Below are 14,080 nucleotides of genomic sequence, written 5' to 3'. Positions count from 1 at the left end.
CGATTCTCACTATTGAAACGTCTATATGCGCTTGTCGGTGTGGCGGGGGTGGCGAATGACAAAGCAGCACCCATTTCCAGATCCCGGACGCAGTTCGATGTTTGCCCCCAGGCGCTGGCACATCTTGCGAACGATATACAGCCCCAGACCACTGGAGGACTCGCCCCCGGTCGGCTGTGACGAGAGCGGGCTGAACTTCTGAAAGAGCTTTTCGTGCTCAGGCTCAGGGATGCCCGGCCCCTCATCACACACCCGCAGCTCAAAAACATTGTCTTCGCACAGGGCCGTCTCGATCCATACCCGGCTCCCCAGCGGAGAGTATTTGATGGCGTTGTTGACGAGATTGTTCAGGCAGATCGCCAGCCACTTCCCCCGCGTGAGGATCTCCTGCTCGCCTGCCGGGTCCAGGTTTGTCGTAAGGTTTATCTGCTTGGTCGCAGCCTGAGACTTGAACCGCTCGGCGGCGTCTGTTGCCAGGCTATTCCAGACGCAGGGCTCCAAGTCGACGGGGCCGTGGAAGCTCTCAATCGAGGTGATGTCGAGGATGTCTCCGATCAGCTCCTGCATGTGCAGGCTGCTGTTTTCAATATCCTTGATAAACTCCAATGCCCGTGAGTTCCCCTCGCCGACCTCGTCCTCCAGAATATAGCAGAGGCCAAGGATCGTGCTCAGCGGGCTACGCAGATCGTGCGCTACTATCCCGAGGAACTCGTCCTTCTCGCGGTTCATGGCCGAGAGCGCATCATTGGCCTCTTCCAGATCAGTGGCTGCCTCTTGCAGCTCATGCTTCTGCTTTTCGATCTCGGCGTTTTTGGCTGATAGCTCCTCATTCCGAGCCCGCAGGCGCTTATGGTAGAGGCTAATGATCGATACGCACATCCACGAGACGATCGCCGTGATCGCCAAGGAAAGCAGAATGTTGACCAGGAGCGTATGCCGCAGAGGCGAGAGTAATTCGTCCTCCGACTGCTCCACCATCAGGTACCAGTTCAACTCGGGGATCCAGCGGCTGTTCAGGAAATAGGTTTTGCCGTCGCGTTCGTAGCGGATCTTTTGCTCCTCCGTGCCGCTCGTCAGACTCTGCGCGTCCTTCTTCAGGCCGGGGACGGCGTCCAGATTCCCGTACGTCGTCAGCCTCCCCTTCGAAGGCCCCAGGATAATGTTTCCTTCGCGATCGACGAAAAATATCTCCCGGTTGAATCGCCCTTCATATTCCTCGATCAGGGCGTTAACGCGGTTAACGGTGAGCCCCGTTCCTGCCGCACCGATATAGTTGCCCTCATAGTCATAGACCCGGTAATTCACGAATACCGTGAGCGCGTCGTTGTTTGCCATGTCGATATCGACGTTGATCTCGAAGGGCTTCTCCATCTCACGCACTCTGAAGTACCAGACATCGCGGGGCTCATTCTCATCGACCTGCTTGAGCACGCCTCCCCAGTAGTAGTAGTTACGGCTTTTCTCAGAGATGAAGAAACTGGTCACTGTTCCGTACTCGCGCCGAATCTCCTCCAGATAGCGCTGCATCTGTTTTACATCCACCTCCCCGTTGATCGTCCAGTCACGCAGAAACGCGTCATTGGCCATCATCGACGAGATGAAGATCGGCCGGAGCAGGTCCCGCTGAATCACAGAGTAGATATTGTCCGCCGTCAGGGGCAGCGAGCTCTCGGTGATGGTCTCACGGACACTGTCGCGGGAAACATAGTAGCTGCTGATGCTATTGGTCAAAAAACCCGCCAGCAGCAGTAAACAAACAATCCAGACTAAACGATAGCGCGCAAAAGCAGCCATTTCTCTGTGATGAATGATTCATCGCCAGATTTCAACCCGCTTGTCGTCACGAATAGGCGAAAAATGAGAATTCACCGGATGGTGACTATTGTCACCCGGGCCAGAGCATTCTCGCCCGATAAAGATGAAGGACTTAACCCTGTAGCAACCATGCCAAAGGGCTCATAGCGCCCCTCGCCGCTCTTCGAGCTGGGCGCGAATATCCTCCATACGCTCTCTTGTCAGACTGTAGAAGTACACACAGACGATGTTGACGGCACTGAATGCGACCGGGATCAAGACATAGCAGTGCATGATGTTGTCCAGCACATGGGGCGGCTGTTCTGCGCCATGGGCGACATCGAAGCCGGTCCATACCAGCACAAAGCCCCCTAGTCCGGTCGTGATCGTCGAGGTCATCTTGGTCGTCCAGGAGAAGACCGCGGAAAAGCTCCCCTCTCGGCGATTACCAGTCTCCAGCTCGTCAAAATCTGCGACATCGGCCTGCATCGATGGGGCAATCAACCAGATACCTGCACTCAGTGGAGAAACCAAGAGCGCCGGTATCAACTGCAGCCACGGGTGCGCAGGATCATAAAAGATATATACCGACAAAAAGCCGAGAATGGTCGAGGCACTAATGACATAGAGAACGACACGCTTACCGAAACAACTCGAAAGCCAGGTGCAAAACGGTACTGCAAATAGATTGGGCAGGATAAGCATGGAGGCTTTGACTCCATTAATGACCGCCGCTTGTTTAATATCCCCACCACAAACATAATAGGCGTTCAGATAAAAACCCAGCGTACCGATAAAGCCAAAGCCCAGCAGCTTGGTAAATACGATAGTGAGCAAAATGAGAAAGGGTTTGGTGCGGAAGGTTTGCTTCACATCATCCATCAAGCGCCGTTTCTTCTGGCCCTTGGTTTTGGCATAGTAGCGCTCCTTGACAAAGATGCCCGGCAGCACCCCCAGTACAATCGTTGCCCCTGCCAGGCAAAGACTGATCCAACGCATCCCATTGATTAGATTTGGGGTGCCATCTGCGTTTACGCCAAAGATCGACATCGAGGCCAGCGCGATAATCCAGCCTGCCAGCAGATAGGCCAGCTTCTGAGGGACCGCCCGGTACGCAGTGATGATCGTTCGCTCATCATAGCTCGGGCTCATCTCCATGTTCAGGCTGTAGTAGGGCATCGACCAAATCGTAAAGCAGGTGTAGAAAAGTATCCCCGTCACAAGCAGCCAGGTGAAAAGCTGCCACTGGCTCAAGCTCTCCGGTGCCCACCACATGATGGGCATGGTCAGCCCCGTCAGAATAGCGCCCAGTACGATAAACGGACGCCTCCTGCCCCAGCGCGTACGCGCATTATCAGAGATATTGCCCATCACCGGGTCACTGAAGGCATCCCATGCTCTCCACAGCATAGCCACCAGACTGATCAGCACGGGGTTTAGGCCCATCCCGATATTAAATACCGGGGTAATCACACTCTTGGGAATCGTTACCGATAGTATCTCCAGAGGGCCTCCTAAGCCATAGGCTATTTTCTGACCAATGGGAACGCGATCCTCCGGTCTGACGTGGTGCATGCCATGACCGGATTTCTTTTTCAGGGAAAATCTCATACGGGGTATTCTTAAAGCTGGTAGCGCAGCCTGATAAGTTTCTGAAACGTCCTCTAGGAGGTCGCTTCAATCAGGTCATCGACACGCACAAAGGCCACGTCGATTGTTTCATTTGGCTGAATGCGGCTGTAGCAGATGTATTCACCATGGGGTCCGCAGAACTGCGGATGCGAGTGCGGGTGGTACGCCCGGAATCTGGCCGCTGGCATGGCCATATGCGAAACAATATCCACCTCTCGGCGGGTAACCAAATTAACGAAGCGCACGTGCTGTGCGTCAGGGTCATCCGGCGGTAGCGAATCGAGCACCAGATAGTTCCCACACGGTGAAGTGTGCGCATGAGAGACGGTCTTGTGAGGCCAGACAAGCTCGGGCAGAGCGTCCTCAGTGCCCGCAGTAGCTAGCGGCGTACGCTCGATCCCGGTCTGGTAATGGATGTAGTAGATGTACTCACCGTCCCCAGACCACCACTCGTGTCCATGCATTTGACGAGGCTCATCACGAACGACACGGTGGGCCGTGGCCAAGTGGGGGTTGGTGGCCACGGGCCGATAACTGTCATCCACCAAAAATCTGAGTGAGCGTGGATAAACCGGAAAGAACGTCGCCTCACGAGCATCAGAGCTCGAGCGGCGTGAAATCCACATCCGATTATCTTTATAGGTGACCTGTCCCGTATCCTGATCGATCTGGTTCTCCTGAGCCTGGAGCATAATGCCAGGGCGGCGGGGGTTGCACTGGCCATGGTTATAGAGCCGACGGCTTGTGTTCCAGATCTCGACCGGGCTTCCATCGAGCGGTGCATGCCCCATGTAGATTTGCGAGCCGATGCGAGCATCTATCCCCAGCGATGCGCCATCCGCGTCCAGTGTCAGGTGCGAGGCATAGTATTGCAGCCGCCGATTATTCAACACGTCCTGGGTAAACGCATTCACGTACTCCGGGCTGGAGGAAAAATCAGCGGCCAGTTTCCAGATGCCGTTCGTGTTGGCCCAATAAACCTCACCGGTCTCCGGGTGAAGCATGGGCACGTTACTGGCAGGGCTGCAGTTAGAGGCATCCGAAAAGACCTTGACCCTTCCTGTGGTAAAATCCGCCAGAGCGATCAGGCGCATATCGCTTGGCGGCCATGCACACATAAACCAATACTTAGCCGCAGGCTTAGACTCGGTCCCCAACCAGAGGCTCGGGTTCACATAGTAAAAGCTTTGCTGGAGCGTGGCCAGACGAGCCTCCCCGGCACTTGTCCCGACTGGGGTCAGCACATAGCTGACAATGCCGCTTTCGGGATCACGACAAGGTGCGAGCAGCTCGGACTGTAGAAAATCTGCATGGGCCCGCTTAGGAATGGTGTCTGACGCTGACACAGCGGCACTATCGGACGAGTTCATAAGCGAGTTGTGTTCCTTTTTTTGTCACAGTACTCGCATCTATCACCAGGCTTCCGTCAGCCGAGGTCTCTAAGCTTACGAGGTACTTGCGGCTACCGCTGGCATCGACAGCCCAGGCTTTCCAGGAGGCCGGTTCGGGCAGCTTCAGAGTGATCTGTGCCGTACCGCTACGAACCAGATGCTGCGGCGTCCCCCAGTCTTCTAGCAGACGTCGGTCCTGATCGGCGAAGCGCATGCCCTCGGGAAGAGCGTCCGTCAAATGTGTGATAAGGATACGGCGGCTTTGGGCCAGCGGTTGATCATCAACAGCGACTACCTGCACAGCGCACTGCGTCTCGGATGTATTGGTAACGCTGACACATTCCCCCTTCAGCGTGGACTCGGGGGGCACGACAAACTGCTCGCTACGCGGAGTAACGACCTTGATCGAACTGGCCTCGGTATCCAGCACGATCTGGTCAGTCTCACTGGCAAAGCGTGTGCGCTCAGCGTTGATGGAGCCCTCCGGCAGGATGCCATCGGCAATCAACTGCTGTGGCAGCTCCGTATCGGCGACAAATGTGTCAACGAGCGAGGGGTCTTTCAGCGGTGGGATCTCTCCGACCACGGCAGCATCGGGCACGGGACGACCATCAGCACCCTGCAACACAGCTTCAGGGCTGCCCGGCAAGGAGCCAAGACGCGCGACCAGGCCGAGCTCGGTGAAAACATGAGGGAAGCCGTCGTTGTAGGAGATAAAGCCCTCTTCCGGCCGAACTGCATAGGTAATGCTGGTCGCAGCCGGGCTAATGTCACCACGGCGAAACAGGAGGGCCGCAACTCGGTCGCCGAGCATACTAATGGGATCCGACGCCAGGGCGAAATAGTTCTCGTGGCTACCGTTGACGGACATCTCGCGACTCATCGCGTACTGGAAGTTGTAGAGCCCGTCCCAGTCCTGCAGCGAGGCATATGCGGACATAAGGACCCCACCCTCGGCCCGATACTGGTTGGGTCGGCAGTAGTTAAACTCCGTCACCGTAAAGGGCTTACCAGGGATACGGGAGGCCATCATCAGGCGCGGTAACTGCGCCGCAGCTTGAATGGCACTGCGCTGGTTAAATGCAAAGGGCGCTTTCCAGGCTTTACCCGGGAAGCCCGGGTGATCCCAGTAATTATGGTCGTCCACGTAGTCGTAGTGCACACGCAGATAGGTCATGAACTTCTGCCGAATGTAGTTCGTGTCGGTCAAAGGTGCACGCACTCCCATCTCACGCAGGGCCTTGAACATACGAGCGCTGGCGTTGATTTGCGTTTCGGTCAAAAACTCCGTCCAGGCCATCAGGCGCTCGTCCTCGGAAGCGTCCGTTATACCTGGATACTCCGCCTCGAAAATAGCCTCGTAGCGGGCGTGTATTTTCGGGTTCCGAATCTTAGCATAAAGGGTGTCCTCATTGACGACGCAAACGCCAACAAATACCGGGTCCTCTGCCCACGTCAGCCCTGTGTAGGGATTCTTGTGCAGCATCAAGGCGCGGGCGAATTTCTCCCAGGAGGCAAACGCCGCCTCGTCGATCGGAACCAGCCCCTTAAACATGCTGCGCGTCTGGCTGCCCGTGAGTCCTGGCTCCAGGCCGAAGGCCACCAGCTCCTCGTCACTGAAGCTACGCCCGTCGAACAGATCGTAGCTGATGTACAGGCCTGCCTTTTTCATCGCGGCCACGAGATAGTCGAGCTTATCCATCAGCTCGGGATCGAGCTCCCAGGAGTTTGCCCCCTTGCTGGTGAGCGCTTGCTCGAAGTGGTGGAACCGCACGGCATTGTACCCGGACCGGGCGAGCCGCTGTGCGACGGCGTCGGCTTCGCTTTTGTTCAGATAGTTGGCAGTAAAACAGAAGTTCACGCCCCAGAAGCGCACGGGTACATCCGGGCGCTTTTCAAAGGCAAAATGCCCCTCAGGAGTTTCAATCAGCTCTCCAAATTGACCGGCCGGAGCTGGCACGGAAGCTGAAAAATCGAACACACCACCCGACTTCACCTCGACCTGGTGTTCATAGCGAGCCCAGTGATGACCGACTGCAATCGTCAATGGACGGGAAGCATACTCAAACGGAATCCTGTCATGAGAGGCCGACACAGCAGCAATCATCCAAGCTGTGCTCCCCTGCCCCTCAAAGGTAATAGAGACCGGCTTACGAGTGGGATCGATGGGAAAAACCGAGGCATACAGAGATACCGTCGAGGATGGATTCTCACTATCCCAGGCAACAGACCCGTTAGGCAGAGGCATCGTCATCCACCAGTCACCCACATCGCGACCACTTCTCACATCTAGGCTAGCCTCTGTACCATCTTCATAGTGTACAGTCATGGTACCTACAGCAACGGTACCCGTGCGCGGCAACCAGGCAGCAGCATGCAGCAGGTACAATGATTGCCAGCCCTCGGTCTCGTCGGAGGAAGGAAGTGTCAACTCAGCCTCACGTGAAAAACCTTCCCGATCTGGACCGCCTACTACGATAGCGCCTAGACCATCGTTGGAGGATGGGTCGAGGATATCGAACTCCAGTGCCCCGACATTCAGTGGCCCCGACGGGAGCACAGAAAGGTCATTCTGCTTCCCCTGGTCGGTCCAGCCGCCTTCACCATCGCCCGGAGTTTCGTCTGAAAAGCTTCGGTTCGCAGCCTCGGATATATCAACGGTTTGCTGCTGATAGGGCCTGTAGCTAACGTCCAGTTCTAACTCAGTTTCACGTAGAAGGTTGTCTTTGACTGCGCCAGGGATACGAAGGCGGAGGACGTACTCACTCAACTTCCACTTACGGTTATCCTGCGCGCTCAGAGCGAAGTTACCCTTCAAGCTCAACAATCCGTCGGACAGCGGCAGCACCACGGTGTGCTCTCCCTCCGGCACAGAAAAAAGACTGGGCGTGGAGGGTTGATCGATAGGCATGGCGTACCCCTGACCGTCCACGGAAATACTGCGCCCGGCAAAGGCTTTGACCGGTAATGCAACCTCAAAGGAAAACTGGTTGGCGGGCGTTTCGCCACCAGGTATCGCCTTTAGGCGGACATGTATAGAATCCGGACTCGCTCCGGGTACGATCTGCTCCAGTACCTGCACCGGTGGTAAACCTTCGCCCACGTCCAAGGCCCCCCTCACCTCGAAGGGCTGCGTGAGTGGTATCTCCGGCGCGAGGGCCTCGCCCTCCACAGTCAGAGCTGACTGTGCGACACTTTTCCAGCTCGGCGCGTAATAGCGCAGTCCAAACGTTACCCCATCAATGGCGAAGGTACCGTCACTGCTAATTTTAAGATCTGGCAGGCTGGGTTCTTCCGTGTGCGCAGCTGGTGAGGCAGCCAGGCAGGTTAGCATAGGCGTGAAAAACAGAGCGCATAGGGATGTCTTAAAATACGGGAGGAGTCGTTTCATGGGATACGAGCAACAAGGTTATTATATCTTTGATGTGATTGGAGTTGTATAGCTACGGCCATTCTCAGCCGATGAAGCCCACGCTAGTTACGAGCCTTATTCTTCAACAGGCCGATCAGAATAAATAGACCGGCCAAGGACAACCATGTGACTGAGGCCGGCTCGGGGATGGGCGTACTTATCGTGTACTCCAGATTATCAAACACGGCCCCAGCGCTGTTTGTCGCCAAGCCGACGCCATTCACGCTTCCCGAGGCCAGGCTACCGGAAATAGTCGTGTCCCCAACCGAAGCCGTATAAGTCCAAACATCGCCAGTCGTGTCGATGGTGAGAGTCAGAGTTCCCGCCGTCACAGTCTGTGGGATATTCGTAGTGTTGTTGAAGTTATTACCGTCGCCGTCCGAGCAGTTGTAAAAGGTGGAGGGCTTCAATACATCGGAGGTATTGTACTGGCGGAACGCAAGGACCGTGTAGTTCGGCGAATCTACACTGAACTGCGTAATGACTTCATTGTCCGTGGTGAAGGATAGACCGGCATAATAGCCGGATGTGCTATTGGTGGACATCCCGGAGGTATCCACATCCACCTTTATGGTGTAAATGTAACCATCAACGACTTCAGTCGGGAGCCAGGCCGCCCCACCGCCATTGGTAGAGCCGTCTGCCCGGATATTGGAGGACGAGTTCCAGGTTAACTCGGGCGACCCGCTGGTCGTGCTTTGGCCATCAAGCCCCGTGGAAGCGGAACCGCTAAAGTCATAGGTCCAGGTCGAAACAACAGTTTGAGCGTGTGCTAAAATGGAGGCAAGCGGAGCTGCCATCGCCAATAGGATAAGAGTCTTTATTTTCATGAGGGGGTGAAGAATGGGAGTTACTGGGTGGGTGAAACGAGTGAGATGCCGCTGATTAAGCCACGGCTTTGACAGGTTTATTTCTCGCACAACCATGCTGCAATTCACAGACAAGTTTTGCATTACGTAAACCTGATCTGGTATTCTCGTGGGGCTCCGGAGAGCTATACGTAAGAAACACACACCCCATTCCCAGCGATGAAGGAGAACCCCTCTACCCACCCCACTCTGAAAACAATAGCCGAGAAAGCTGGCGTCTCCCGTATGACAGTCTCATGCGCCCTTCGCGGCACCGGTAGGATCAGCCCCAAGACAACCGCTCGCATAAAAAGAATAGCCGCCAAGATGGGTTACAGCCCAGATGCCCGGCTATCTGAGGTCATGACAAAAGTTCGCGGCTCACGCAGCAGAGAGCTCCTGCCGCTGGCGTGGATCAACGGAATGGCAAACCGCCGCGCCTATCAGGAATACTCCTGGCTGGCACCGTTTTATGAGGGGGCCACGAAACAGGCACGTGAACTCGGCTACCGACTGGAGGAATTTTGGCTATGCGAACCGAATATGACTGAACGCCGGATGTCTTCGATTATTGCGAGCAGGGGTATCCGCGGGGTCATCATCGGACACGCCCGCCCCAGCATTCCGAGCCTGGACTTTGACTGGCGACAGTTCGCGGGCGTCTCATTCGAGGGAGCCATCGTCACACCACGACTTCACCAAGTCATGCCTGACTACCAGCACAATCTCATGCAGGCGCTCGAACAGGTCCGCTCGATGGGCTATCGCCGCATCGGCCTGAGTCTTCACCACATCATTGACCAGAGTTCCCACCACGCCTACTTGTCTGCGCTGCGCTATTTTCATTCTCAAATCCCGCGAGCCGAGCGTATCGAGCCCTTTATCTTTGCTGAGTTCACACCGCAGGCTCTGAAAAAATGGCTCGCGAAAGCCCGGCCTGATGCCGTTATCGGGCACCACGCAAAACTGATTACTTGGCTAACGGAAGCCGGATGCGAGATACCGAGTCAGGTTGGAGTAGCCCACCTTTCCCTAGACGGTGACTGCGAGGACTGGGCCGGCATCTGGCAGCACAAATGCAGCATCGGCGAGCAAGCCGTCGCGCAGGTCGTTTCATTGATTCATGCGGGAAGAACGGGGCTTCCTGACCTCGCCTATAAAACGCTTATTCCTGGCATCTGGCATAACGGCCCTACTCTACTTCCCCGCGATCGATAAAAGTGCTGACCACTTTCAGGCTCCGCCTGTCGATTGCGCGGCGATCTACGCTTCACTTTCACCGATCCGGGTGTGCTTTTGCCGCCACTTTCCCGGAGGCAGCCCGGTGTCCTCAGTGAACACCCGATAGAAGTAGCGTACATCCTCATAGCCGACGTGGCCCGCGATACTCTCCACGGGCAGCATGGTCTGAGCCAGCATCTCGCGGGCGGCTTCCAGTCGCATCCGCTGCTTCGTCTCGGCAAAGCCGCTCCCCGTCAGCTCCTTCACCAAGTGGCCAGCCCGCGAGACAGACACATGCAGCTCGCGAGCCAGATCTTCAAGCGTCAGCTGTCGCTGGAGTCGGCTACGGATAAAGAACAGAATGCGCTCGCGGCGGGTGCGCTGTACGCGGTTGGGTCTGAGGGTAAGCTCGATCTCACGCAGTAGGTAGCTCTGCACCCAGGATGCCACCGCACCTAACTGCTCAAAGAGCGTATCCGTCAGCTCCGGCAGTTCTTTCACCCCCCGCTCCCGATGGCGAAACTGCCCCAGAAAGCCAATGCCGATCAGCTGTTTCTGGCGCACCAGCGGGATGATCAACTCGAGTGCGCCTGCATGGCACTCATGCACAAAGGGGTCCGTATGCTCCAGTGCCTTTCGGGTGACATCGCCCATATCGCACTGCGTACAACGATGATTGAAGTTTACCTTCACCTGCTGACAGAACGGGCTAAAGTGTAGCCGGTTTGGCGGTGGCACCTCCCCCAGCAGTGTCTGCGAGCGAACATCGGGGTCCAGGGGCTTCAGACAAAGCCTGAGTCCGCTCATGCGCTCCACCTCATCAATCATCACTGGTAGCGTCATACGCGGCCATGACCTATAAATACCTGTCATATATAGCAGATTTATACATATATTCAGCGAGTCTGTCCATAGACGTTTAAGAGCATTTTGTGTATTTTTGCATCATGCCCTATCAGTCCGTTTTTACCCAAACCTTCGATATCGCCATCTATGGATGCGGCTACAGTGGTCTCGCCGCCGCCTGGAAACTACGAGATGCCGGAAAGCATGTGCTGCTTTTCGATCGCCACTTTGACGTGGCATGGGAGTCTGGCCGTTCATTTGTGCGCACGGCAGGAGAATGCCAGAACGCATCTTGGAGAACATTCTGCGAGGCCACGATTGCTCATAGCGGATACGAGGGCTCGGACCTCGATCCGGTCAGTGCCGAGGTCATGGCCTGCTGCGAACTGAGAGCCGAGCGCGGAAGCCTGGAAACACTGCTGGGGGCTGCTCCGATCTCTGGCATGATGCGCGGTGATGATTTGACCGAGATCTCCGTGGCCACGAAATCCGGTGAACGCACCCTCCGGGCACGCGTGTGGATCGATGCGTCGGATACCGCCACGCTCCACCAGCTCGCACAGCCCACCGCCTACGAACGTAGACGCTCAGCGTCGGCCTACGAACACCGCGTGCTGTTGGCCCTGAACGGCGAAGACGCCTTCCCCACTCAAGCGTTCGAGCACAGCGGTGAAGCGATCCACATTGAGCGAGTTCCCCATGGGCTCACGCTGAGCCTTTGCATCAGCAGCAGCACGCCTTTGTCGCCACGCGATTTGCTGGAAAAGTACACCGCCCTGCGTGAGGCAAACAGCGATGCCTTTGGTAAAAGCAGTGTCCTGTGTTTCGCCTCACGGCCCTACCCCGTGTATGGACAAACGGATACGCCAGCCGCCTCTGGAGTGGCACCCCTGGGGAACCTTTATGCCGCAAGTCCGGCCCTCACCGGTGTCCCTGTCCGTACTCTGTCCGAACGCTATGCACTCGGCTTGGATCTCGCCAACAGGGTTGAAATACCCTCCACCGACACAGTCGGAAGCGAACGAAAGATCAGCCTGCCAGTGCGTGAGGCGGATTGTGAAATCCTTGTGGCCGGTCTGGGCACAGGGGGCTCGATGGCCGCACTCGAAGCCTGCAAGCTGGGCCGCAAAGTCCTGCTGGCCGATAGTGGTAACGTGCTCGGGGGCATTGGTACGGCGGGCCAGATATGTGTTTATTTCCACGGTCAGAAAGGAGGCGGCTTCGAGTCTCTCGACCAAGCCAGTGAGACCGTCCAGCATAAGCTCGGCCCCAAGATTCTGATGGGGCTGGGTTGGCTCTCTGATAGTAAAGCCCTGGCTCTGGAAAACGAGTACGCCACAAATTCCCCTGAGCTGCTTCGCGAGTCCATCGTCTACGCGGTGAAAACAGAAAACGGACGCATCACACAGGCCAGCATTGCAACGCCGGAGGGTATCCTGTGCGTGCGTACGGAGGCCGTTATCGACGGCACCGGAGACGGTGACCTTGCCGTCCTGGCTGGGGCAGCCTATGACTTCGGCCGCCCGGTCGACGGACTGCCCCTGTCCTACTCTCAGCCGTCCATGGCTCTGAACACCGAGAAGCAAAAGGTTAAAACATTTAACTTTGATGCAGGCTGGGTGGACCCCACGGACCCCGAGGACCTCAGCCGCGCGCGCATTACGGCGATATCCATGTACCGCAATGTCACGCCATGGCCTGAGATGACCCTCATCCAACTGGCCCCCCTTCTCGGCCTTCGCCAGTCCCGGCAGATTCATACGCGCAGCCGCCTCACGCTACAGGACCTCCTCAATAACACCCAGCGTGAGGACTCTATCGGCGCAGCACGATCCCCCCTGGACACGCACAGCGTAGACTTTGAGTTCGAGGATGACGAGACGTTCTTCTGGCTGTGGAGCTGCAAGAGCTTTCGACCGATGACCTACTGCGACATGCCACATGGGGTCATGACGCCCGATGGCATCGACAATCTCTGGCTGGCCTGTCGTGCGGCCGGTGTCACCACAAACGCGGCCTATGCCGTGCGCATGCAGCGCGACATCCACCGCATGGGAGAGGCAGCCGCCTACTCCGCCGACGCATGGCTATCCGGACATACCCCCGAAGAAATCATTAAAGAGTGTCAGCGTAAGCTCGATGCAACCGGCGCCCGCCAGCCCGTGCCCGAAGCCGCCAAGGAATCAGACACTGCGATGGACCCGTTGGCCATCCTCGACAGCGGTGAAGCAGACAGGCACCTCTGGCGCATTTATCAGAACCGTGAGCGCTATGAGGCCGCCATCCTCGAACGCCTCGACCACAGTAACTCGCATGTTTCCTGGTTGGCCGCAACCATCCTCGCCATGTGGCAGGACCCGCGCGCCGAGCCCCGGCTCATCCAGGCGATCGAGAGTCGCGAGGAGGGCAACAGCGGCTTCGTCAGCGGGGCCTTTAACCAGAACATCGGCGTCCCCAACTGGTATCTCGCCATCAACCTGCTGCGCCGTTGCGGCAGCGAACAGTGCCTGGACGCACTCCAGGCCGTCGCCGAACAACCCGCCAATTGCCTGAACCTGCGCACCGCGCTTGCCATCACCCTGACCCGGCTGGCCCGTCCCGACGCTTCCAGCGGCGCGAAAAGACAAGCCGCCGCGATTCTTCGCGCACTGAGCACCGACGACATTCCCGACGCTTACACACGTCCCTCACACGCCATCTCGCTGGGGTTAAAAGGCGAGCCGCAACCCATTCTCGGGAACGAGCCGCCCGGCGTCGACACGCGTGAGGATCATACCTGGCAGGTGGTCCTCACCCAGCAGCAGGCTTATCAGGCCTGGGGACTGCCAAGTCCACTCGACATCAGCCCTCATCTGGAGGACTCGCGCGCAATCGTCCGTAAGGCCTTCTCGCGACTGCCCTGAAGAGGAAGCAGATTTAGCCAATATACAAAAGCC

8 protein-coding genes are annotated in these 14,080 nt (G+C 56.9%); 2 read left to right on the top strand and 6 right to left on the bottom strand.

Annotated features, from left to right (window positions below; all coding sequences use genetic code 11):
* Nucleotides 1-21 precede the first annotated feature (21 nt).
* The 5 genes from K0V07_RS12190 to K0V07_RS12170 all read right to left on the bottom strand — a co-directional run bounded on the left by K0V07_RS12190 (nucleotide 22) and on the right by K0V07_RS12170 (nucleotide 9,059).
* Complete coding sequence (locus tag K0V07_RS12190) at nucleotides 22-1,731, bottom strand: sensor histidine kinase (RefSeq protein ID WP_220621668.1); 1,710 nt, start codon at nucleotides 1,729-1,731, stop codon at nucleotides 22-24.
* A gap of 225 nt (nucleotides 1,732-1,956) precedes the next feature.
* A complete protein-coding gene (locus K0V07_RS12185) occupies nucleotides 1,957-3,405 on the bottom strand; it encodes an MFS transporter (RefSeq protein WP_220621667.1) in 1,449 nt (482 codons plus the stop codon).
* Nucleotides 3,406-3,458: 53 nt separating this feature from the next.
* Entirely contained in the window at nucleotides 3,459-4,796 is a 1,338-nt protein-coding gene (locus tag K0V07_RS12180) for a hypothetical protein (protein ID WP_220621666.1), read from the bottom strand.
* Complete coding sequence (locus K0V07_RS12175; protein WP_220621665.1) at nucleotides 4,780-8,208, bottom strand: hypothetical protein; 3,429 nt, start codon at nucleotides 8,206-8,208, stop codon at nucleotides 4,780-4,782. Before K0V07_RS12175 ends, K0V07_RS12180 begins: the two co-directional genes overlap by 17 nt.
* Before the next feature lie 83 nt (nucleotides 8,209-8,291).
* Nucleotides 8,292-9,059 carry a hypothetical protein gene (locus tag K0V07_RS12170; RefSeq protein WP_220621664.1) on the bottom strand — a complete coding sequence of 256 codons (768 nt, stop codon included), beginning with the start codon at nucleotides 9,057-9,059 and terminating at the stop codon, nucleotides 8,292-8,294.
* Between the two features lie 198 nt (nucleotides 9,060-9,257).
* On the opposite strand from K0V07_RS12170, the gene K0V07_RS12165 reads away from it, so the two are divergent.
* Nucleotides 9,258-10,295, top strand: coding sequence for a LacI family DNA-binding transcriptional regulator (locus K0V07_RS12165; RefSeq protein ID WP_220621663.1), 1,038 nt, complete (start codon nucleotides 9,258-9,260; stop codon nucleotides 10,293-10,295).
* Between the two features lie 45 nt (nucleotides 10,296-10,340).
* Here K0V07_RS12165 and K0V07_RS12160 read toward each other — a convergent pair whose 3' ends face one another.
* Nucleotides 10,341-11,141, bottom strand: a complete 801-nt coding sequence (locus tag K0V07_RS12160) for a helix-turn-helix domain-containing protein (RefSeq protein ID WP_220621662.1) — start codon at nucleotides 11,139-11,141, stop codon at nucleotides 10,341-10,343.
* A 104-nt stretch (nucleotides 11,142-11,245) separates the two neighbouring features.
* Here K0V07_RS12160 and K0V07_RS12155 point away from each other — a divergent pair, with 104 nt between their 5' ends.
* Nucleotides 11,246-14,047, top strand: coding sequence for an FAD-dependent oxidoreductase (locus K0V07_RS12155; protein ID WP_220621661.1), 2,802 nt, complete (start codon nucleotides 11,246-11,248; stop codon nucleotides 14,045-14,047).
* Nucleotides 14,048-14,080 lie beyond the last annotated feature (33 nt).

Origin of the sequence: Ruficoccus sp. ZRK36, from assembly GCF_019603315.1 — a bacterium.
Taxonomy (GTDB): Bacteria; Verrucomicrobiota; Verrucomicrobiia; order Opitutales; family Cerasicoccaceae; genus Ruficoccus.
Note: the sequence above shows the minus strand (reverse complement) of the source record. Positions and strands in the feature narration are given on the sequence as shown.

Excerpts from the sequence above, each read along its gene's own strand:
- K0V07_RS12185 (WP_220621667.1), bottom strand. The coding sequence starts at position 3,405 with ATGAGATTTTCCCTGAAAAAGAAATCCGGTCATGGCATGCACCACGTC.
- K0V07_RS12180 (WP_220621666.1), bottom strand. The coding sequence starts at position 4,796 with ATGAACTCGTCCGATAGTGCCGCTGTGTCAGCGTCAGACACCATTCCT.
- K0V07_RS12175 (WP_220621665.1), bottom strand. The coding sequence starts at position 8,208 with ATGAAACGACTCCTCCCGTATTTTAAGACATCCCTATGCGCTCTGTTT.
- K0V07_RS12170 (WP_220621664.1), bottom strand. The coding sequence starts at position 9,059 with ATGAAAATAAAGACTCTTATCCTATTGGCGATGGCAGCTCCGCTTGCC.
- K0V07_RS12165 (WP_220621663.1), top strand. The coding sequence starts at position 9,258 with ATGAAGGAGAACCCCTCTACCCACCCCACTCTGAAAACAATAGCCGAG.
- K0V07_RS12160 (WP_220621662.1), bottom strand. The coding sequence starts at position 11,141 with ATGACGCTACCAGTGATGATTGATGAGGTGGAGCGCATGAGCGGACTC.
- K0V07_RS12155 (WP_220621661.1), top strand. The coding sequence starts at position 11,246 with ATGCCCTATCAGTCCGTTTTTACCCAAACCTTCGATATCGCCATCTAT.